Below are 20,375 nucleotides of genomic sequence, written 5' to 3'. Positions count from 1 at the left end.
TCTCTTCTCCGCCGCGGACCAGAAGTACAGCTACGAGGTGAAAGCGCCCATCGGCCAGTGCGGGTCGCCGTACCGGCCTTGCGGGTCCGAGTCGTATCAGATCGCGAAGGCGCTGAGGCAGTTCAACGCACAGGGCGTCGAGCGCCAGCAGGCCCTGCGAACCGACCCCTCATGCCTGGCCCGCTGGCTCCAGGCTCGCGCGCTGTGAATACCAGGGTCGCGACGGGGCGCGCAAGCACTTGCTCCGCAAGTTGAGCACACCGGCCGCATCGACGGCGATCAGCCGGGCTGCGCCCGCCTCACTTCCTGGCGGCAACAGCGCCCGACTCCGGCAGCCCCAGCGAGGGCGTGCCGATGCGGTAGTTGAGCAGCACGCCGGAATAGGTCTTGCCATCCATAACGCCTTCGCTGCGCACGCTGGCGATCTCCAGCCAGTTGTCCGTGCCACCGAATGCGCCGAGCTGGAACTCGGCACCGTAGGCGGTGTGGCGCAGGCTTCGCGTGCGGATATCGCCCAGGCGCACGCGGTTGCGGCCATATTCCAGGAATCCGTGCCAGCTCGTCCTGCCGACGCGCACACGCAGCACGGTGTCGGTGGAATCCTGGCGCAGCAGTTGGCTCGCGTCCTTGGGATCGGGCGCGCGATCGTTCAGGCGGCGGCCGATGTAGAGCTGGCCCAGCACACGCAAGTCGCTCGCCTCGCCCTGCTTGTCCTCGGCAGGCGCCCAGCCAAGGGAGCCGGAGAGCCAGAGTTGCCTGACGTCAGGCGCGCGGTCAGTGAGCGCGCCGGTCTTGGAGTACCAGGACTGGCCGTAACCCGCATACAGCGAAGGCTTGGCCCAGAGGTTGTCAGCCGCATCCTTGGTGGGATCGCACTTGCTGTAGTCCACCTCGATGGGCTCTGCGGGCTTTCCTGGCTTCGTAGGTCCCGGTGGAATGACACCCTCGATCTGGCTCACGCAGTTGACCACCTTGGACCAGTACAGCCCCGGGTCGCCGGAGTCGTAGAGGCCCACGCGGAGGCCCAGGGCGCTGCGCGCCGCGCCCGTGGCATCGGGGTTGGTCGTGCCGAAGGACAGCGTGGTGCGCGCCAGCATGCGGCGCACGCGTTGCTGCCAGCCGCCATCGCTGTCGCTCGTGGCGTTGGCGGGCGCATAGACGTCGCCGGCCCCGATGAACTTGGGGAAGAAGACGAAGGCAGGTGCGAGGTCCAGGGCTACGGCGGACTGGATCTTGCCGTCGGGGCCGATGCCGCGCACCAGAGAGGCCGTGAGCTCGCGGACGGAGCCGGGGCGCTGCACCTTGTCGGCGCTTATGCCCAGCAGGGCTGCGGCCGGGCTGGCGGGGATGGAGAGGTCGGCCTGGAGCAGGTTGCCAATGGCCTCGTCTGCTGTCTTGGCCACCACGGCCTTGCCGACCGCATCAGCCGGCGACACAAGCTTGGGTGGGGTGGACGCCGTGGCGGCACTGGCTGCCGCAGCGGCTGGCGACACCGCAGCGACCTTGGCGCCTGGTGCAGTGCCGGCAGCAGCCACAGGAGCCTCGGCCACCAGCTTGTGCTGACAGGTGAAATTGCCCTGGGCATCTGCGGGGCCGCAGCTGACGGTGTAGGACTTGCCAGGCTGGAAGCCGCCGGGGGCCTCCGCGGCTCCCGCAAGACCCACGATCAGGAGGGCGGCCATGCCGGCGATGAGCGAGGACTTCATGGCGGCCTTCCTCAGGCGTTGATAAAGACACCGTCCGGCTGGGCGGGATCATTGAAGCTCTTGAGCTCGCCCCTGAACCAGCTGGTGGCCACCACCTCGCCGCTGGTGTTGATCACGGTCACCTGGGCCTTGTAGGCACTGGCATTGGCCACCGGCGCGAAGGCAACGACCGCCCATGCCAATGAATGAGCGCCTTCCGGTACCGTGAAGGGCCAGCTCACATGGCGGCCGGACGAGGTGATCAGCGCGTGCTGGCTCTTGTCAACACCACCGGTCACCAGGACCTTGCCGTCCTTGTCCCGGATGGCCGTCGTGAGCCGGCCCATCACGCCGCCTTCGATCATGTCCAGCGCCACACTGCAGACGCCGGACAGGTTGAGGTTCTTCGTGAAGTTGATGAGCCCCGCAGGGTCGGTGATGGGCATGGTAGACCTCCCAGGAGGTGTGTGGACAGTGGATGCGCCGAGCTCCCGCCAAGGGGCGCTCAGGGCGCGGGCGGAAGGGTGGCAGGCGGCAGCACCTGCTGCAGGGTCTGCGGGAAGCTCGCCAGCGGACCGGCAGGCACCGTGGCAGCAGGCAGTTCGGCCGGCGCTGCCGGCTGGGTCTGCGGCGGTGCGAATCCTGCCGGAGGCCCGGCAGGCACCGTGGCCTGAGGCAGGGGCTCCGTCTGCACGACGGTCTCGGCCGGACCTTCCACCGCCTGCTTACCGACAAGCTGCGCCGCATTGCTGAGCCCCAGCATGGCCAGCCAGGTCGGGTCCCAGATCGGGTAGCCCAGGTGCTTGCTGACGTACCACCCCGTGGACACCAGCAGCAGCAGGTTGACCGCCAGCGCCTGGAAGCGGTGGGCCTGGGCGGTGGCATCCGTGCTGCCGCTCAGCAGGTCCTGCCACAGATTGGTGGCCTTCACCGGCACGGAGGGCTTGCTGGCGTCCATGAAGAAGGAGGTGGTCGCGGCCAGGGTGCTCACACCCATCAGCGACAGCATCTGCTCCGACAAGGGCATGAACACCCCGTACACCGCCCACAGGAAGACGGCCGATGCCAGGGCGAAGGTCGTCCAAACGCCCCACTGGACACGCGCGAAGCTGTAGGCCTGGCGCTCGCCGGTATCGAGCTGGGCACCGATACGAAAGACGTCCGACTTCAACAACGCCGCAACATAGCCACCGATGATCAGCAGCCCCAGCAGCGTGGCAGCGATCAAGCGCGTGCGGCTGGTGATGAACAGGCCGTCCGGTATGCCGTCGCTGGTGTCAGGCTGGAAGTAGTTGGGGTTGTCCGGCCAGCCCAGGGTGACGTACAGCGGTGTCAGCTGGCTGAAGCCCACGCGCTGGAAGGTCGTAGACCAGAAGACCCGGGCGTCTGCCGTATCCACCTGGGTGACGCTAAAGCCGAGCCTGACGGAATCACCGCTCTGGGACACGCTCGTCAGCCTCGCACTGCCGGCCATGCTCACGCCATTCACGGACAGCTGGGGCGGCTTGTTGTCCATGGCCTTGCGAGCGGCCAGGTACAGGGGCGCCTTCAGCACCACGACGATGTCACCGTTCTCGGGCGTCAGCGCCCGGCCCTCGCGCTCCTTGGCGGGGCACAGGCCCTCGAAGGCCAGGGCTTCACCCTTGGGATGAGCATAGACGCACTGATATTTCGCGCTGTCGCCCCTGAGAATGGCGGCCTTGAGCGCCTCCAAGTTCGCCTGCTGGGGTGCGCTGGCGGCGCTTTCCGGCGCCTGCGCCTGCGCCTGGGCCTGGATCACAGGCAAGAGCGTGAGCAGCAGCGCCGCCAGCATGCGCCGGCAGCGGCCGAACATTCTGCGGTCCCGGTAGGACATATTCCTCTCCCTTGGCCAGTCACCATGGTCTGGAGGGTCTCCCATGCCATTGCCGGACCCGCCTCACGTTCGAGGTGCGAATCTACCGTTCCCATCGCCGGGCGCATCAGCAAGACTAATGAGGCTCTCTGCGGCCCGGCTGGCGCCGCACCGGCATCAACGGGTCAACAACCGGGGCAAAACCTGGCTCCGGGGCCCACCCTCCTTCTGCGTCATGTCGACTCCATTCAATACCTCCGTCCCCCGGAACTGCGAAACTGATGTGGCCATCATCGTCACAGTCCACCATGCCTCCCATCGTTCTCAAGCATGTCCAGAAGACCTACCGCATGGATGCCGTCAGCGTGCCTGCGTTGCGCGACGTCAGCCTTGAACTCTCGCCCGGGCGCTTCAGCGTGATTGCCGGGGCCTCGGGCAGCGGCAAGACCACCCTGCTCAACATCATCGGCTGTCTGGACCAGGCCGATGCGGGCGAGGTGCAGGTGCTGGGCGAGTCCGTGCAGCAGCTCAGCGACAACCAGTTGGCCGACCTGCGGGCGCGGCGCATGGGCTTCGTGTTCCAGAACTTCAACCTGCTGCCTGTGCTGGACGCCTACGAGAACGTCGAGTACCCCACACTGCGTCTGGGCCTCTCGGCGGCGCAGCGCCGAGAGCAGGTGGGCAGCCTGCTGGAGGCCGTGGGCCTGACAGATTTCGCCCGGCACCGCCCGGGGCAGCTGTCCGGCGGGCAGCGCCAGCGGGTGGCCATCGCCCGCGCCCTGGCCAACGAGCCCGAGCTGGTGCTGGCCGACGAGCCCACGGCCAACCTGGACAGCAGCACCGGCGCCACCATCATCGCCCTGATGCGCCGCCTGCAGCGCGAGCGCGGCGTGAGCTTCGTGTTCTCCTCGCATGACCAGCAATTGCTGGCCGAGGCCGACGAGATCTTCCACATCCGGGATGGCGTCATCGACCGCCATGAGGATCGCCACCAGCACCGCGCCACCGGCCCGGAGGTGCGTGCATGAACGCCACGACCTTCAAGCTGGCCCTGCGCAACCTGCTGCGCAACCGCCGCCGCTCCCTGACCACCCTGCTGGCCATGGTGGTGGGCCTGGGCGCCATCCTCATCTTCGGCGGCTACAGCCGCAATGCCATCCTGGGCATGGAAACGGGATTCATCCAGCTCCACGGCCATCTGCAGGTGCAGCGCCAGGGCTATTTCCTCTACGGCAGCGGCAATCCGGCGAGCTACGGCATCAAGGACTACCAGGCCCTGATGCAGCGCATCCGCCAGGACGCCGTCCTGGGGCCCATGGTCAGCGTGGTGACGTCCAAGCTGGAGCTGGGCGGCCTGGCCGGGCACTTCGCGGCCAACCAGTCCACGCCGGTGGCCGCCGCCGGCATTGAGCCCGAGGGCCAGGCTGCGCTGCGCCGCTGGGACGAATACGGCGCTGCCATGTACTCCGCCCCGCGCGACCTGCGGGGCAGCCCGCCCCATGCGGCCATCATCGGCCTGGGCGTGGCCCGCAAGCTGCAGCTCTGCGCGGAGCTGCAGGTGGCGGACTGTCCGCCGCCGCCCGAGGCCGAGGCCGAAGGAGCGCAGGAAGGCGTCCCTGCGGACATCGCCGCTCTCAGCAGCGAGCAGGCGCAGGCCCGCCCGGCCGGCGCGCAAGGCCCGGTCCAGATCGAGATGCTGGCGTCCAGCCTGCGCGGAGCACCCAATGTGGTCGCCCTGCAAGTGCTGCGGGCCGAGAACTTCGGCCTCAAGGAGTTCGACGACCGCGCCACCGTCATGCATCTGGCGCAGGCGCAGAAGCTGGTCTACGGCGGGCAGCCGCCGCAGGTGACGGCCCTGCAGATCCAGCTGCACCACACGGCCCAGTTGCCGGCCGCGCAGGCGCGGCTCAACACCCTGCTCAAGGAGCCGGGCGCCAGCACGCAGGCCCTGGAGGTGCTGGACTTCATGACCCTGGCGCCCATGTACCGCCAGAGCCTGGAGTTCTTCGACTCCATGTTCGGCTTCATCGCCGTGCTGATCGGCGTCATCGTGCTCTTCACCGTGGGCAATACCATGAGCACCGCAGTGATGGAACGCACCGTCGAGATCGGCACCCTGCGTGCCATCGGCGACCGCCGCAGCGGCATCCGCAGCCTCTTCCTCACCGAGGGCCTGCTGCTGGGGCTGATCGGCGTGGTGCTGGGCGTGCTGGTGGCGCTGGTGGTGGCAGCCCTGATCAACCGGGCTGGCCTGAGCTGGACGCCGCCGGGCTATGTCTATGCCTACCCCATCCGCGTGCGCCTGCTGGGCGACTGGGGCCTGCTGCTGGGCAGCGCCGCCGGCCTGCTGAGCGTGGCCCTGCTCTCGGCCTGGTGGCCGGCACAGCGGGCTGCGCGGCTGCAGATCGTCGAGGCACTGCGCCATGTCTGAGGAGAAGCCTGTGCCACGCCCTTCACAACGCCGCTGCTGCTTGCTTGCCATGTCCTTGCTTGCCCTGCTACCCATCCTGGGCGTCGGCCTCCCCGCAAGGGCCGCCACCGACCCCCAGGCCCTGCTGGCCGCCAGCGACGCCGTGCGCAACCCCGACCACGGCTTCGGCCTGACCAACACCCTGCTGGAATACCGCCAGGGCAAGCAGACGGACAGCAGCGTGCTGGCCGTCTACTCCAAGGCCGATGCCAGTGGGCAGTTCCGCAGCCTGGTGCGCTTCATGGCGCCGGCCCGGGACAGCGGCAAGCTGATGCTCTACAGCGGCAAGGACCTCTGGTTCTACGACCCGGCCAACCGCGCCAGCATCCGCCTCTCGCCCCAGCAGCGCCTGCTGGGCCAGGCCTCCAACGGCGACGTGGTCACCGTCAACCTGGCGCGGGACTACCAGGCCACCGAGGCCATCGAGGAAGAGGTCAGCGACGGCGACCGCCAGAAGCGGCGCAGCTACCGCCTGAGCCTCGCCGCGCGCAATGCCGACGCCAGCTACCACCGCATCCTGCTGTGGATCAGCGTGGAGGGCCTGCGGCCGCTGAAGGCGCAGTTCATGGCAGAGAGCGGCGCGCTGCTCAAGACCGCCTTCTACCGCCGCTACCAGCCGCAGCTGGGCGCCGAGCGACCCACCGAAACCGTCATCATCGACGGCCTGGACCCGAGCTGGGTCACCGTCATGCGCCTGAGCGACTGGACGCGCCGCGACGTGCCCGAGGCCTGGCTGCAGCGCGACTACCTGCCGCGCTTCAAGCCGGAATGAGGCCTGTGCAGCGCGCCCGGCTCGCCGCGCTGGTGCTGGCCCTGCTGTGCGGGGCGGCAGGCGCCCAGGGCACAGCCCCACAGGACGAGGACCAGGCCCTGCGCCTGGCCGACCTGGCCCCCGAGCTGCCCATGCCATCCACTGGCAAGACCTGGCACGGCCACGCCGAGCTGGCCTGGGGTCGCAGCCTCCAGCGCAGCCTCCTGGGCCCCGAAACCTGGATGGCGCAGCAGCGCCAGTCGGTGGTGCTGCAGGGCGAGGTCGCCTCCAGCGCGGACCTGCGCTGGCTGGGCAGTGCCCGCCTGGACCACAGCGATCCTGCGCAAGCGCCCTACCCGCAAGCCCTGCTGAGTCTGCAGGAGGCCTACGTTTCCTGGCGCGTCCATGAGCAGTTGCTGCTGGACGCTGGCCGCATCAACGCCCGCCAGGGCCTGGGCACGGGCTACAACCCCAGCGACTTCCTGCGGGCCGGGGCCCTGCGCTCGCAAATCTCGGCGGATCCGGCCAGCCTCAAGACCAACCGCCTGGGCACGGTGATGCTGCGCGCCCAGCGCCTGTGGGAAGACGGCGCGCTCACGGCCCTCCTGGCCCCCAAGCTGGCCGAGGCGCCCAGCCAGGCCGGGCTCAGCGCCGACCTGGGCGCCACCAATGACCGCAGCCGCTGGCTGTTGGGCTGGAGCCAGCGCTGGAGTGAGAACCTGCAGCCGCAGTGGACGCTCTACGGCGCCGACGGCCAGGCGCCCCAGCTGGGCTTCAACCTCAGCAGCCTCGTGGGGCAGGCCACCGTCGTCTATCTCGAATGGGCCGGCGGGCGCACGCCGAACGCCATCGCCCAGGCCCTGGCCCTGCCGGACGCCCCGCGCCCCTGGCAGCAACGCCTGGCCACGGGCCTGCGCTACACGGCGGCCAACAAACTCTCGCTGACCCTGGAATGGGCCCATGACAGCGCCGCACCGGACCGTGAGGCCTGGCAGCAGCTGCAGGCCCAGCCCGCGGCCTACCTGGCCTACCGCCGCTGGGCGCATGCGGCCCAGGCGCTCAACACCCGCGGGCAATGGGGCCTCTACGCCAACTGGCCGGACCTGCTGGGCTGGCAGCGCCTGGACCTCAATGCCCTGCTGCGCCTCAACCCCGAGGACCACAGCCGCATGCAGTGGCTGGAGCTGCGCTACCGCTGGCCGGGGCTGGACCTGGCCCTGCAGTGGCAGGCCCAGACCGGCCGGCGTGGCAGCGAGTACGGCAGCCTGCCCCAGGCCCGGGCCTGGCAGCTGAGCGTGCGCGGCTATTTCTGAAGGGCTCAGTAGCCCAGGGTGAAGCGCTGGCGCACGAACTGCGGCTGCTCGGCCTCGGCCACCAGTGCAGCCGCCAGATCGGCCACGGTGACGCGGGAGTGGCCCTCGGCATCGAAGACCGGCTCCTCGCGGCCCAGGCGGTAGACGCCCGTGCGCTCGCCCGGCTCCAGGTGCATGGCGGGGGACAGGAAGGTCCAGTCCAGGCCCGCGCCCTCCTCGCCCTTCAGCCGGTTCAGGGCCTCGCGGGCCGCCAGGGCGCCCGCCTTCCATTCGGCAGGGAATTCCGGCGTGTCCACCAGCTGCACGCCCGGCGCGATGTAGAGGCTGCCGGCGCCGCCGACCACCAGCAGGCGCCTGACGCCCGCCGCCTTGACGCCGGCATTGATGGCAGCCGAGCCGCGCAGGAACTCGTCGTGCAGGTCGGCATGGCCCCAGCCGGGGTTGTAGGCGCTCATCACGGCGTCCACGCCGCGCACGGCATCGGCCACGGCGGTGGCGTCGGTGACGTCCGCCTTCACGGCCTGCAGGCCGGGCTGGGCGGCCAGCTTGGCGGGGTCACGCACCAGGGCGCGCACCTCATGGCCGCGGGCCAGCAGTTCCTTCAGCAGGGCGCTGCCCACAAAGCCGGTGGCGCCAATCAGAGCGATCTTCATGCGATGTCCTTTCAGTGGGCGACCGCCTTCTGGGACTTCGGCGGTCGCGGTGTTGCGATGGGATGAACTTTAAAAACTTCACAGTCCCGCGATAAGCCGGCAGAATTCACCAGCACTGTTTAGAAAAACTTCATGCCCGACCCGTTGAAACGCATGGGAAGACGCCATGCTTGATCAGTTGAAGCGCATGGCCGTGCTGGCCACCGTCATCGAGCAGGGCAGCTTTGCCGGCGCCGCCCGGCAGCTGCGCACCAGCACCTCGGCCGTCAGCCAGCAGGTGCGGGCCTTGGAGCGGGACATGGGCGTGACCCTGCTGCACCGCTCCACCCGCAAGCTGAGCCTCACCCCCGCCGGCAGCCGCTTCCACGAGGGCTGCGCCGCCATGCTGGCCGCCGCGCGCGAGGCCCAGACCCAACTCCACCAGCTGCGCGACGCCCCCGAGGGCGAGCTGCGCGTGGCCGCGCCGGTAGGCTTTGCCCGCCAGCTGGGGCCGGCCCTGGCGCCGCTGCTGGCCGCCCACCCGGGCCTGCGCCTGCACCTGGAGGTGGATGACGGCTTCACCGACCTCGTCGAGAAGCGCATCGACCTCGCCATCCGCTTCGGCCGCCTGCCCGACAGCGCCTGGGTGGGCACGCGCATCGGCGAGAAGGGCATCTCGCTCTACGCCGCGCCGGCCTACCTCGCCCGCCATGGCGTGCCCACGCTGGAGACCCTGCCCGACCACGACTGGCTGCTGCTGCGCGCCGAGGCCAGCGGCCGCCACCGCCTGCCCCTGCCCGGGCCGGGCAGCCGGGTGCTGGAAGTCCAGGCTCGCGCAACCAGCAACAACCAGCTGAGCCTGCAGCAGCTCTGCGAGGCCGGCCTGGGCCTGGCCCTGCTGAGCCCGGGCGACGTGGGCGAGGCCGCGCAGTCGGGCCGCCTGCTGGCCCTGTTGCCCGAGCTGTCCTGGCCCGCCCTGCCCATCCACGCCCTCAGCCCGCAGCGCGACGCCCAGCCCGCCAAGGTGCGGCATGCCATCGCGGCGCTGCGCCAGTTCTTCCAGACCGCCGGCAGGCCTGCCGACCCGCCCCCCGCTCCCCACCCGGAAAGCCCATGAACACCGACGCCCCCCTGCACGACGGTCCTCTGTCCGGACTCAAGGTCCTGGAACTGGGCCAGCTCATCGCCGGCCCCTTCGCCGGCAAGACCCTGGCCGACTTCGGGGCCACGGTGATCAAGGTGGAGCCTCCGGGCAGTGGCGACCCCTTGCGCCAGTGGCGCCTGCTGCACGAGGGCGAGAGCGTCTGGTGGCAGGTGCAGAGCCGCAACAAGCAGAGCATCACCCTGGACCTGCGCGAGCCCGCGGACCGTGCCCTCGCCCGCCGCCTGGCGGCCGGCTGCGACGTGCTGATCGAGAACTTCCGGCCCGGTCTCATGGAGGAATGGGACATGGGCTACGAGCAGCTGGCGGCCGACAACCCCGGCCTGATCATGCTGCGCATCAGCGGCTTCGGGCAGACCGGCCCCTACCGCGACCTGCCCGGCTTCGCCGTGGTGGCCGAGGCCATGGGCGGCCTGCGCCACCTGATGGGCGAGCCGGGGCGGCCGCCGGTGCGCGCGGGCGTGAGCCTGGGCGACACCCTGGCGGCGCTGCACGGCGTGATCGGCGTGCTGCTGGCCCTGCAGGCACGCCAGCGCACGGGGCGCGGGCAGGTAGTGGACGTGGCGCTGTACGAGTCCGTCTTCAACTGCATGGAGTCGCTGCTGCCCGAGTACAGCGCCTTCGGAGCCGTGCGCGAGCCCGCCGGCTCCGCCCTGCCCGGCATCGCGCCCAGCAATGCCTACCGCTGTGCCGACGGGCAGGTGGTGATAGGCGGCAACGGCGATTCCATCTTCAAGCGCCTGATGAGCGCCATCGGCCGCGAGGACCTGGGCCAGGACCCCGGCCTGGCCGGCAATGCGGGCCGCGCGGCGCGCGCGGACGAGCTGGACGCCGCCATCACCGCCTGGACGGTGCAGCGCCCGGTGGACGAGGTGCTGCGCCTGCTGCAGGCCGTGCGCGTGCCGGTGGGCCGCATCTACACCGCGCGGGACATCGCCGAGGACCCGCACTACCGCGCCCGCGGCATGATCGAGACCATCACCACCGCCAAGGGGCTGGCGCTGGAGGTGCCGGGCGTCGTCCCCAAGCTCAGCGACACGCCGGGCCGCCTGCGCAGCCTCGCCCCCGGGCTGGGTGAGCACAATGCCGCCGTGCTGGGCGCCTTGACCCGGCCGTCCGCCGATTCAAGCAAGACCTGACCCTCTCGGTGCCTTCATGAACCTCAGCCCCGCGGCCTGGGCCCGCATCCTGCCCTTCCTGCTCTTCCTGGGCCTGCTGGCCCTGCGCGGCCTCATCGCCGACCTGGGCTGGCTGGACGCCCGCTGGATCTACGCCCTGAACCTGCTGCTGGTGGGCGGCCTGCTGGCCTGGAGCTGGCGCAGCTTCGGCGAGCTTCACCGGCAGAACCGGCCCCAGGGCCGCGAGTGGCTGTGGAGCGTGGGACTGGGCCTGGCGGTCTTCCTGGCCTGGATCCACCTGGATGCACCCTGGATGCAGATCGGCGAGCCCACCGCCCCCTTCGTGCCCACCCAGCCCGACGGGCGCCTGGACTGGCCACTGATCATCGTGCGCTGGCTGGGTGCCACGGCCCTGGTGCCGGTGATGGAGGAGCTGTTCTGGCGCAGCTTCGTGATGCGCTGGCTGGAGCATCCGCAGTTCGAGTCCGTGCCGCCGCAACGGGTGACGATCAAGCCCGTGCTGATGGCCACTTTCGCCTTCATGCTGGTGCACCCGCTGTGGCTGGCCGCCATCGTGGCCGGCCTGGCCTATGCCTGGCTCTACGTCCGCACCGGCCGGCTGTGGAACGCGGTGATCGCCCACGCCGTCACCAACGGCGCCCTGGGCCTGTGGGTGGTGGCAACGGGGAACTGGCAGTTCTGGTGAGCGCCGGGCGGCGGCGCGTGCCACTCAGTGGGCGGCATCGTGCGGCCCCTGGAGGGCGCGCTCGATGCGCCGGTCTGGCACCAGCCACACGACGGCCACGCCCACGAAGACGGCCTGGGCCAGCGCCGGCATCACAAAGGCCAGCGGCAGGGCCAGGGCATAGGCCACGGCGGACCAGGTCCCCTTGCGGTCACGCCCCAGGGCACGGGCCACCACAGAGTCCGGCCCCTCGACGGACAGGATGCAGTGCGCGAGCAGCCAGTAGGCAATGGCCGCCATCAGCAGCACGAAGCCATAGACGGCCGTGGGCAGGGCGCCGAAATGGTTCTCGCCCATCCAGCCGGTGACGAAGGGCATCAGGGACAGCCAGAACAGCAGGTGCAGATTGGCCCACAGCACGCCGCCGCTGACCTTGCGCACCGCATGCAGCAGGTGGTGGTGGTTGTTCCAGTAGATGCCCACGTAGACGAAGCTCAGCACATAGCTCAGCAGCACGGGCAGCAGGGGCCACAGGGCCGCCAGGGTGTCGCCATGCGGCACCTTCAGCTCCAGGACCATGATGGTGATGATGATGGCGATGACGCCGTCGCTGAAGGCTTCGAGCCGGGACTTGTGCATGAGGTGCATCCTCTCAGGTCTGGATGTTCGGGCGGCGTTGCAGATGGCGGAAGCGCTCGAAGAGCCAGCCGCGCATGCCCATCAGCAGGGTGTACTGGCGCTTCTCGGCGTCCGGCAGCCGCTGGTCCAGCAGGTGCTGGCGGGCGAAGTCCTCGGCCACGCGCTGCAGGCGCTCGTTGAGCTCGCGGGCCTTGGCAGGCGCCAGCTGGCCATGCACCAGCATCAGCAGCTCGCCTTCGCCGTCGAAGCCGCCGGCGTAGAAGTCCTGCATCACCTCCTCGCGGAAGTACTGCATCACCGGGCCCTGCGGCCGCCAGCGGAAGGTCTTGGCCACCTGCAGCTTGTAACGGTTGAGCGGGCGCAGCTCGATGATGCCCAGACGGTCCAGCTGGACCAGGTAGCGCGTGACATCGGCCTCGTCCAGGCGGTAGTGGGCGCTGATCTGCTCGGGCGTCCACTGGCTGAGGCAGCAGATGGCCATCAGCAGCAGCTTGTCGTCCGCCACCACGGCGCGCTCCTGGGCCAGGCTCAGCTCGCTGCGCAGCGGCCGAGCCTCGACCAGCTTGCGCGAGAGCTCGGCGAAGTCGCAGTGCAGCACGCGGCAGATCTCGTCCACGCGTGACAGCGGCATCTCGCCGCCGGCTGCGAACATGCGCTTGACGCTGGACTCCGAGAGCCCCAGCGCCTGCGCCAGCTGGCCGTAGCTGATGGACCGGGCCTTGAGTTCGGCCTTGATGAGGGTGAGCAGGGCGTGGGTGCTGGACATGGCGCAACGGTAGCAGCAGAAGCTACCGCCGGTGCCTCGGGATGGCCCGCCCCAGCAATTGCGAGGGCGCCCGCCGCCCGGTCAGACCAGCATGCCGGCATGAGAACGCCTTCCCATGCCGCCCACCGCCAGGCCCCTCCCGGCCGGGCCCTGAACCCAGGGGTTTTCGCCAGCGCCCGCCACGTCGAGGGCCGCGTGCCATAAGGCGATACTTCGCCGGCCGGCCAGCCGTACTTGCCAACATCAAGGAGGCCCGGGCCCTGCGGCCGGCAGATCATGGGCCCAGCGACCTCCGGGAGGATCACATGCAACACACCCCGTCCATCGTCCGTCGCGACACGTCCGCCTGGCGCCTGCAGGTCTGGATCTCCTTCGGCCTGAGCGTCAGCCTCTGCGCCATCGGCCTGGCCTGGCTGCCGGGCGAGGACCTGGACCGCGCCTTCATGGTGATGGGCTACATCTTCTGCCTCTCCACCGCCTTCGTGCTGGCCAAGTTCATCCGCGACAACCAGGACAAATCCGTCGACACGCCCATGTGGAAGGTGGTGGTCTGGAGCGCCTTCTTCCTGGCCATGGGCCTGACGGGCTGGGGCCTGTGGCGCATGGAGATACAGCCGGTCTGGAAGGCCTACCTGCTGGTCTGCTGGTTCTACCTGATCTCCAACGTCTTCACCCTGGCCAAGATGCTGCGCGACGCTCATGACGCCGACATCGCCGAGGCCCGCTACCACGGCCGGCGCCAGGCAATGCACGAGGACACCACGCCCGCGGCCTGATCTGCGGCCGGACCGCGACCGCCCCTTTCCTGAAAGGACACGCCATGACGCCCCTGCGCCACCGACTGACTGCCTGTGCCCTGATCGCCGCCCTGTGCGCGCCGCTGCCCGGCCAGGCCCATGACCCCTCGGCCGACCTCAGCCTGGTCTCCATGCTGCCCGTGGCCGTCTCGGTGGCGGCGCCCGTGGCGCTGCTGTCGGCCGGCGCAGTGCTGACGGTGGTGGCCGTCGAGGCCAGCGCCCAGGGCACGGTCTGGATTCTGGAGCGGGCCTCGGACGGCGCACGGATCAGCATCCGTTTCACCGGCAAGGTGCTCAAGGGCGCGGCGCTGTCGGCCGGCACGGCGGTGACGGTCTCGGTGATTGCCACCGGCACGGTTCTGTCCATCGCAGGCGAGGCCATCTGCTTCATCCCCAACGAGATAGGCGCCTCCCTGCTCTACAACGAGAAGGTCAGCAAGTGAGGACCGCTGCCACCGCCCTGCTGCTGGCTGCGGTGGTGAGCCCGGCCCAGGCAGGCCGCCCCTGCGAGGAGAAGCCGCTCACCCGGGCGCAGATCGAGCAAGGCATGGCCCTGGCGCAGCGCACGGCCCAGCAGCTGGACGCCAGCGGCGCGCAGGTGCTGGTGCTGGCCCGTGCGGGGCAGGACCTCTCCAAGTACGGCCTGCAGTGGTCCCATCTGGGCCTGGCCTACAAGACCGAGCAGGCCGGCAAGCCCGTGTGGCGCGTGCTGCACAAGCTCAACCACTGCGGCGCGGCCGACGCGGCCCTCTATCGCCAGGGCCTGGGCGAGTTCTTCCTGGACCGGCCGCACCGCTACGAGGCGGCCTATGCCGTGCTCAAGCCCGCGCTGCAGCAGGCCCTGCTCCCGCTGCTGCACCAGCCCCAGCGCCTGCTGACGGTGCACGAGCATCGCTACTCCATGGTCGCCTACCCCTGGGCGACCCGCTACCAGCAGAGCAACCAGTGGGTGCTCGAGTCCATCGCCCTGGCCGCCCAGCCCGGCCTGCAGGGCCGCGCCCAGGCCCAGGCCTGGCTGAAGGACCAGGGCTACCAGCCCAGCGAACTGCACATCTCCACCCTCTCGCGCCTCGGGGCGCGCGTCGGCATGGCCAATGTGGCCTTTGACGACCACCCCAACGCCAAGCGCTTTGCCGGTCATATCGAGACCGTCACCGTCGATTCCATGTTCGCCTGGCTGCCCCGCGCGGGCCTGGGCGAAGCCGCCGTCCCCATCAAGCCCTGAAGAAGACCTCCATGTCAGACGCTCACGCCACGGACCACGCCCACGGCAACCAGTTCAGCCTGCTCGCCCAGCGCCGCTTCGCGCCCTTCTTCTGGACGCAGTTCCTGGGCGCGGGCAATGACAATCTCTTCAAGTTCGCCTTCACGGTCCTGATCACCTACCAGCTGCAGCTCTCCTGGCTGCCGCCGGCGCAGGCCGGGCTGGCCATCGGGGCGCTGTTCATCCTGCCCTTCGTGCTCTTCTCGGCCACCAGCGGGCAGCTGGCCGACAAGCTCGAGAAGGCCGGCCTGATGCGCCGCATCAAGGAGCTGGAGATCGCCATCATGGCCCTGGCAGCCTGGGGCTTCTGGACGGCCAACGTGCCCGTGCTGCTGGCCTGCGTGCTGCTGATGGGCCTGCACTCCACGCTCTTCGGGCCGGTCAAGTTCGCCTACATGCCCCAGCACCTGGACGAGCGCGAGATCACCGGCGGCAACGGCATGGTGGAGATGGGCACCTTCGTGGCCATCCTGTTGGGCAATGTGGCGGGCGGCCTGCTGATCGCCACGCCCGAGGTGGGCCGCCATCACGTGGCCATCGCCGCCCTGGGCCTGGCCGTGCTGGGCCGGCTCACGGCGCAGATGATTCCCCACAGCCCGTCCACGGACCCGGGCCTGAAGATCAACTGGAACCCCTTCACCGAGACCTGGCGCAACCTGACGCTGGCGCGCGAGCAGCTGGCGGTGTTCCGCTCGCTGCTGGGCATCTCGTGGATGTGGTTCTTCGGCGCCGTCTTCCTGGCCAACTTCCCGGCCTTCGCCAAGGAGGTGCTGCACGGCAACGAGCAGGTGGCCTCGCTGCTGCTGGTGGTGTTCTCCATCGGCATCGGCACGGGCTCGCTGCTGTGCGAGATGCTCTCGCGCCGCCATGTGGAGATCGGCCTGGTGCCGCTGGGCGCCATCGGCATGAGCGTCTTCGCGCTGGACCTGAGCGCGGCCTCGCAGGGCCTGCCGGCGGTCGCGCAAGCCCTGACCCTCTCGGAGTTCCTGGGCCAGCATGCGCACTGGCGCATCCTCATCGACCTGTGCCTGCTGGCGCTCTTCGCCGGCCTGTACAGCGTGCCCATGTACGCCCTGATCCAGATGCGCTCGCAGCCCAGCCATCGCGCGCGCATCATCGCGGCCAACAACATCCTCAACGCGCTCTTCATGATCGCCAGCTCCCTGATCTGCGGCGTGCTGCTGGGCGCGGGCCTGAGCCTGCCGCAGCTCTTCGGCCTGCTGGGCCTGGCGAATGCGGTGGTAGCGCTGTACATCTTCCTCGTGGTGCCGGAATACCTGCTGCGCTTCTTCGCCTTCTGCCTCTCGCGCCTGATCTACCGCTTCAAGCTCAAGGGTGACGAGCACATCCCGCTCAAGGGCGCGGCCGTGCTGGTGTGCAACCACGTCAGCTTCATCGACGCCGTGCTGGTGATGGCCGCCAGCCCCCGCCCCATCCGCTTCCTGATGGACCACCGCATCTTCCGCATGCCGGTGCTGGGCTGGCTGTTCCGACTGGCCAAGTGCATCCCCATCGCCCCGCAGAAGGAGCATCCGGCCATCTACGAAGCCGCCTTCAAGGAGGCGCAGGCCGTGCTGGCCGATGGCGAGCTGCTGGGCATCTTCCCCGAGGGCGGCATCACCCGCGACGGCCAGTTGCAGCCCTTCAAGGGCGGCATCATGAAGATCCTCGAAACCCACCCCGTGCCCGTGGTGCCCCTGGCGCTGCAGAACCTCTGGGGCTCCTACTTCTCGCGCATCGAGCAGGGGCAGGCCATGGTGCGCCCCTTCCGCCGCGGAATCTTCAGCCGGGTCGGCCTGGTAGCCGGACCGGCGCTGGCGCCGCAGGACGTGACGCCGGAAGGGCTGCAGGCGCAGGTGGGGCAGCTGCTGATCACCTGAGCCGCCTGGCCCGTGAACCGGCTGCGCGCTGTTGCCCTGGCCTCACAGGCCACCCATGTCCGCGCAAGCCGCCCCCCGCCCCGGTCAGAAAAGTCGCGCTTTTGAGGGGCCATGCCCCTGCGGCCGCGCCGCTTTGACGCATCATGGCCCTCTCAAGAGCCGCCACCGAGGTGATGCATGCCCCGCGCCACGCTTCCTGATGCCGCCCGCCGCACCGTGCTGCGCCAGCTGGGATCCACCCTGGGCCTCGCCGCCCTGGGCACGCCCGCCCTGGCCCAGGACAAGGTCTACAACTTCTCCCCCGTCAACCAGGCCGGCATCCCGCTGATGGCCACCTACTGGAACCCCATCATTGCCTACGTGTCGGAGAAGAGCGGGGTGAAGTTGGCGCTGAAGCTGGGCCGCACCTCGGCGGACACCACCAGCTATGTGCTGGCCCAGGAGGTGGACTTCGTCTTCAGCAACCACCTCTTCAGCCCGGAGCGCGAGCAGCTGGGCTGGCGGGTCTTCGGCCGGCGCATGACGCCGCCCATCCACGCCCAGATCGTCGTGCCGGCCGATTCGCCCATCAAGGATCTCGCCCAGCTGGAGGGCAAGGACGTCAGCTTCCCCGGCCCCGAGGCGCTGGTGGCCTATAAGTTCAACTATGCGCAGCTGCTCAACCGCAAGATCAATGTGCGCGTGGTCTTCGGCGGCAACATGGACGGCGCGCTGACCCAGCTCTACAGCGGCAAGGTGGCCGCATGCGGCGCCAATTCCCAGCTGGCGGAGAGCCACGCCCGGCGTGAAGGCAAGGCCTATCGCGTGCTGTGGAGCTCCGATGCCCTGCATGACCTGGCCCTGATGGCATCGGCCCGGGTGCCCGACAAGGACATGCAGGCCGTGGCCCGCGCCTTCGTGAACATGCACAAGGACCCGCGCGGCCTGGCCATCCTGGAGCAGGGCTCGCAGGCCCTGGGCCTGACGGGCGAGGCGCATTTCATTGCCTCCGATGGCAGCGAGTACGCCGCCTACCGCCGCTTCTACCAGACCGCCCCGGCCCAACTGCGCTGAGCCATGGCGTTTCGCCTCGGCGCCCTGCTGCCCCAGAGCCTGGTGGCTCGGGTCTTCCTGCTGCACTCGGCCGCCATGTTGCTGTTCGTGGGGCTGGGCTTTGGCGGCTTCGTCTGGTACACCGCGCGCAGCAGCATGGACCAGGCCATCATCGAAGTCGACGCCCTGGCCGCCGTGATCAGCCCGGCCGTCGGCGAGTCCGCGGTGATCGGGGACTACGACACCATCAAGCGCCAGCTGGAGCGCGCCATCGACCACCCGGCCCTGGACCGGGCCAAGTTCATCGACATGAAGGGCGCCCTCATCGACGTGCGTCGCCAGGAACACCCGGGGCTGGGCGCCCCGGCCTGGCTGATGCGGCGGGTGAACGAGGAGCTGGTGGATGCCAACCTGCCCATCAACGTGGGCGGGCGGGACTACGGCGTGCTGCGCCTGAGCTTCCACACCCAGCACGTGGCCGGCGAGATCTGGCGTCAGGGCCTGCTCGCCCTGGCCCTGGCCCTCAGCGCCCTGGCCAGCGGCGTGGTGCTGGTGTGGTTTCCGCTCAAGCGCTGGCTGGGAAACCTGGGCCGCATCCAGGCCTTTGGCCAGCAGCTGCAGACCCAGGGCGGCGCGCTCGCCAGCATGGCGGACGACGCCGCCGCGCCCCTGGAGTTCCGCCAGACCTTCGAGATCCTCAACAAGGCCGCCGCCTCCCTGCAGGCCGAGCGCGCGCAGGCGGCGGTGACGCTGTCTGCCATTGCCGACGGCATCGCCACCACCAATGCGCAAGGCGAGCTGGTGCTCGTGAACCCGGTGCTGGCGGACTGGCTGGGCAGCAGCCCGCAGGCACTGCTGGGCCGCAGCCTGCGTAGCCTCATGCCTCACCTGCACGTCGAAAGTGACGAAGGAGACGAAGCCGGTGGCCTGATGGTCCTGCAGCGGCCGCGGGGCGAGCCGCTCATCGTGTCGGTCAGCCGCTCCTCGGTGCGGGCGGGCGACGGGCAGGTGGCCGGCTGGGTCTATGCCCTGCGCGACGTCAGCGCGGAGCAGCGTCTGGCCGCACAGCTGCAGGAGGAACTGTCGGCCCGCGCAGCGGCCATGCGCTCGATGCGGGAGCTGCTGGAGCAGCACCGCAGCCGCGGCAACCTCTCCCACCTGCTGCAGCTGCATGACGAGGCGCCGTCCGAGATCGAGCACCTCTCACGCCTGGTGGCCGACCTGGTCCAGCAGCTCAGCAGCCAGTCCGCCCAGCTGGAGGCCATCTTCGCGCTGAGCCCGGATGCCTTCGTGGCCTTCGACACGGACGGCACGGTGCACTACGCCAGCCCCGCCTTCGAGACGCTCACCGGCTGCGAGATCGCCGACATCCTCGGCCTGGACAAGGCCGGGCTGTCCCGCACGCTGCAGGCGCGCTGCGTGGACTCGCAAAGCGCGCTGGCCATAGACCAGCTCGCCGACCGCCGCCAGTCCATCGAACTGGCCCAGCCGCGCGACCGGGTGCTGGAGCTGGCCCTTCATCGCGGCAGCAGCAGCACCATACGCCAGGTGCTGCACATCCGCGACCTCAGCCATCAGGTCGCGCTGGACCGCCTCAAGAGCGAGTTCGTGACCACGGCTGCACATGAACTGCGCACCCCCATGACCAGCATCTACGGCTTCTCCGAGCTGCTGATGATGCGCACCCCCTCGCCGGAGCGCCTGAAGGACGTGCTGGGCCGCATCCACCGCCAGAGCGAGGCGATGATGCACATCCTCAACGAGCTGCTGGACCTCTCCCGCATGGAGGCACGCCGCGGCAAGGACTTCCAGTACGAGCAACTGGCCCTGGCGCCGGTGCTGACCGAGCTGGTGCAGGACTTCCAGCCCGCCGACGGCCGCGAGCCGCCGCGGCTGGAGCTCGCTCCGGACGTCGGCGGCGCGCAGGTCCGCATCGACCGCGCCAAGCTGCTGCAAGCCCTGCGCAATGTGCTGTCCAACGCCTACAAGTACTCGCCGGCGGGCGGCGAGGTGCGGGTGACGGTCTCGCGCGCCCGGCGCGAGGGCGGCGGGGCCCAGCTGGAAGTCGCTGTCCAGGACCGGGGCATCGGCATGACGGCCGAGGAACTGGCCCACGTCAGCGAGCGCTTCTACCGCGCCGACAAGTCCGGTGCCATCCCCGGTACCGGCCTGGGCATGGCCATCGTCAAGGAGATCATCGAGCTGATGGAAGGCCGTCTCACGCTGAGCAGTGAGCCGGGCGTAGGCACCTGCGTCACGCTGGCCCTGCCGGAGCGCTCGCTCATCGCATGAGCCAGGCGGGCGGACCGGGAGGGCGAGCACCGGGCTGCTACCAGCCCTCCCCGGC

The 20,375-nt window shown here is 69.7% G+C and carries 19 protein-coding genes; 13 read left to right on the top strand and 6 right to left on the bottom strand.

The window, feature by feature from the left end:
- Window positions 1-299 precede the first annotated feature (299 nt).
- Genes ACS5PK_RS21020 through ACS5PK_RS21010 form a run of 3 tightly spaced genes read right to left on the bottom strand, consistent with a single transcriptional unit; the run spans window position 300 to window position 3,540 of the window.
- Window positions 300-1,706, bottom strand: coding sequence for a hypothetical protein (locus tag ACS5PK_RS21020; protein ID WP_439442226.1), 1,407 nt, complete (start codon window positions 1,704-1,706; stop codon window positions 300-302).
- An 11-nt stretch (window positions 1,707-1,717) separates the two neighbouring features.
- A complete protein-coding gene (locus ACS5PK_RS21015; protein ID WP_439442225.1) occupies window positions 1,718-2,131 on the bottom strand; it encodes a hypothetical protein in 414 nt (137 codons plus the stop codon).
- 59 nt (window positions 2,132-2,190) lie between these two features.
- On the bottom strand, window positions 2,191-3,540 hold the full coding sequence (locus tag ACS5PK_RS21010) for a hypothetical protein (protein WP_439442224.1): 1,350 nt from the start codon (window positions 3,538-3,540) through the stop codon (window positions 2,191-2,193).
- Window positions 3,541-3,827: 287 nt separating this feature from the next.
- On the opposite strand from ACS5PK_RS21010, the gene ACS5PK_RS21005 reads away from it, so the two are divergent.
- From ACS5PK_RS21005 to ACS5PK_RS20990, 4 genes are read left to right on the top strand one after another with little or no spacing between them, the layout of a single operon-like run.
- Window positions 3,828-4,547, top strand: coding sequence for an ABC transporter ATP-binding protein (locus tag ACS5PK_RS21005; RefSeq protein ID WP_439442223.1), 720 nt, complete (start codon window positions 3,828-3,830; stop codon window positions 4,545-4,547).
- Window positions 4,544-5,950 (top strand): ABC transporter permease, encoded by a 1,407-nt coding sequence (locus tag ACS5PK_RS21000; RefSeq protein ID WP_439442222.1) that lies wholly within the window; start codon window positions 4,544-4,546, stop codon window positions 5,948-5,950. The genes ACS5PK_RS21005 and ACS5PK_RS21000 overlap by 4 nt, the downstream gene beginning before the upstream one ends.
- Window positions 5,951-5,999: 49 nt before the next feature.
- Window positions 6,000-6,761: an outer membrane lipoprotein-sorting protein gene (locus tag ACS5PK_RS20995; protein ID WP_439442221.1), complete on the top strand. Its 762-nt coding sequence runs from the start codon at window positions 6,000-6,002 to the stop codon at window positions 6,759-6,761.
- Window positions 6,758-8,053 carry a hypothetical protein gene (locus ACS5PK_RS20990; RefSeq protein WP_439442220.1) on the top strand — a complete coding sequence of 432 codons (1,296 nt, stop codon included), beginning with the start codon at window positions 6,758-6,760 and terminating at the stop codon, window positions 8,051-8,053. The genes ACS5PK_RS20995 and ACS5PK_RS20990 overlap by 4 nt, the downstream gene beginning before the upstream one ends.
- A gap of 5 nt (window positions 8,054-8,058) precedes the next feature.
- Here ACS5PK_RS20990 and ACS5PK_RS20985 read toward each other — a convergent pair whose 3' ends face one another.
- The gene (locus ACS5PK_RS20985) at window positions 8,059-8,706 is read right to left on the bottom strand and encodes an NAD(P)-dependent oxidoreductase (RefSeq protein ID WP_439442219.1); all 648 of its coding nucleotides are present in this window, start codon (window positions 8,704-8,706) and stop codon (window positions 8,059-8,061) included.
- A gap of 166 nt (window positions 8,707-8,872) precedes the next feature.
- Here ACS5PK_RS20985 and ACS5PK_RS20980 point away from each other — a divergent pair, with 166 nt between their 5' ends.
- Genes ACS5PK_RS20980 through ACS5PK_RS20970 form a run of 3 tightly spaced genes read left to right on the top strand, consistent with a single transcriptional unit; the run spans window position 8,873 to window position 11,671 of the window.
- A complete protein-coding gene (locus ACS5PK_RS20980; protein WP_439442218.1) occupies window positions 8,873-9,802 on the top strand; it encodes a LysR family transcriptional regulator in 930 nt (309 codons plus the stop codon).
- Complete coding sequence (locus tag ACS5PK_RS20975) at window positions 9,799-10,986, top strand: CaiB/BaiF CoA transferase family protein (protein WP_439442217.1); 1,188 nt, start codon at window positions 9,799-9,801, stop codon at window positions 10,984-10,986. Before ACS5PK_RS20980 ends, ACS5PK_RS20975 begins: the two co-directional genes overlap by 4 nt.
- Window positions 10,987-11,002: 16 nt before the next feature.
- Window positions 11,003-11,671 (top strand): CAAX prenyl protease-related protein, encoded by a 669-nt coding sequence (locus ACS5PK_RS20970; protein ID WP_439442216.1) that lies wholly within the window; start codon window positions 11,003-11,005, stop codon window positions 11,669-11,671.
- A 24-nt stretch (window positions 11,672-11,695) separates the two neighbouring features.
- On the opposite strand, the gene ACS5PK_RS20965 is transcribed toward ACS5PK_RS20970, so the two are convergent.
- Both ACS5PK_RS20965 and ACS5PK_RS20960 read right to left on the bottom strand, forming a co-directional pair.
- Window positions 11,696-12,289 carry a TMEM175 family protein gene (locus ACS5PK_RS20965; protein ID WP_439442215.1) on the bottom strand — a complete coding sequence of 198 codons (594 nt, stop codon included), beginning with the start codon at window positions 12,287-12,289 and terminating at the stop codon, window positions 11,696-11,698.
- A gap of 13 nt (window positions 12,290-12,302) precedes the next feature.
- Window positions 12,303-13,055 carry a helix-turn-helix domain-containing protein gene (locus tag ACS5PK_RS20960; RefSeq protein WP_439442214.1) on the bottom strand — a complete coding sequence of 251 codons (753 nt, stop codon included), beginning with the start codon at window positions 13,053-13,055 and terminating at the stop codon, window positions 12,303-12,305.
- A gap of 305 nt (window positions 13,056-13,360) precedes the next feature.
- Here ACS5PK_RS20960 and ACS5PK_RS20955 point away from each other — a divergent pair, with 305 nt between their 5' ends.
- The 6 genes from ACS5PK_RS20955 to ACS5PK_RS20930 all read left to right on the top strand — a co-directional run bounded on the left by ACS5PK_RS20955 (window position 13,361) and on the right by ACS5PK_RS20930 (window position 20,320).
- Window positions 13,361-13,831, top strand: a complete 471-nt coding sequence (locus ACS5PK_RS20955) for a YiaA/YiaB family inner membrane protein (RefSeq protein WP_439442213.1) — start codon at window positions 13,361-13,363, stop codon at window positions 13,829-13,831.
- 44 nt (window positions 13,832-13,875) lie between these two features.
- On the top strand, window positions 13,876-14,295 hold the full coding sequence (locus tag ACS5PK_RS20950; RefSeq protein ID WP_439442212.1) for a hypothetical protein: 420 nt from the start codon (window positions 13,876-13,878) through the stop codon (window positions 14,293-14,295).
- Complete coding sequence (locus tag ACS5PK_RS20945) at window positions 14,292-15,077, top strand: DUF2145 domain-containing protein (RefSeq protein ID WP_439442211.1); 786 nt, start codon at window positions 14,292-14,294, stop codon at window positions 15,075-15,077. The genes ACS5PK_RS20950 and ACS5PK_RS20945 overlap by 4 nt, the downstream gene beginning before the upstream one ends.
- A gap of 11 nt (window positions 15,078-15,088) precedes the next feature.
- Window positions 15,089-16,996, top strand: coding sequence for an MFS transporter (locus ACS5PK_RS20940; RefSeq protein ID WP_439442210.1), 1,908 nt, complete (start codon window positions 15,089-15,091; stop codon window positions 16,994-16,996).
- Window positions 16,997-17,173: 177 nt separating this feature from the next.
- Window positions 17,174-18,049, top strand: coding sequence for a phosphate/phosphite/phosphonate ABC transporter substrate-binding protein (locus ACS5PK_RS20935; protein WP_439442209.1), 876 nt, complete (start codon window positions 17,174-17,176; stop codon window positions 18,047-18,049).
- Between the two features lie 3 nt (window positions 18,050-18,052).
- Window positions 18,053-20,320 (top strand): PAS domain-containing sensor histidine kinase, encoded by a 2,268-nt coding sequence (locus ACS5PK_RS20930; protein WP_439442208.1) that lies wholly within the window; start codon window positions 18,053-18,055, stop codon window positions 20,318-20,320.
- The last annotated feature ends 55 nt before the right edge of the window (window positions 20,321-20,375 follow it).

Origin of the sequence: Roseateles sp. DB2 (genome assembly GCF_051857535.1) — a bacterium.
Classification (GTDB): Bacteria; Pseudomonadota; Gammaproteobacteria; order Burkholderiales; family Burkholderiaceae_C; genus Roseateles_B.
Note: the sequence above shows the minus strand (reverse complement) of the source record. Positions and strands in the feature narration are given on the sequence as shown.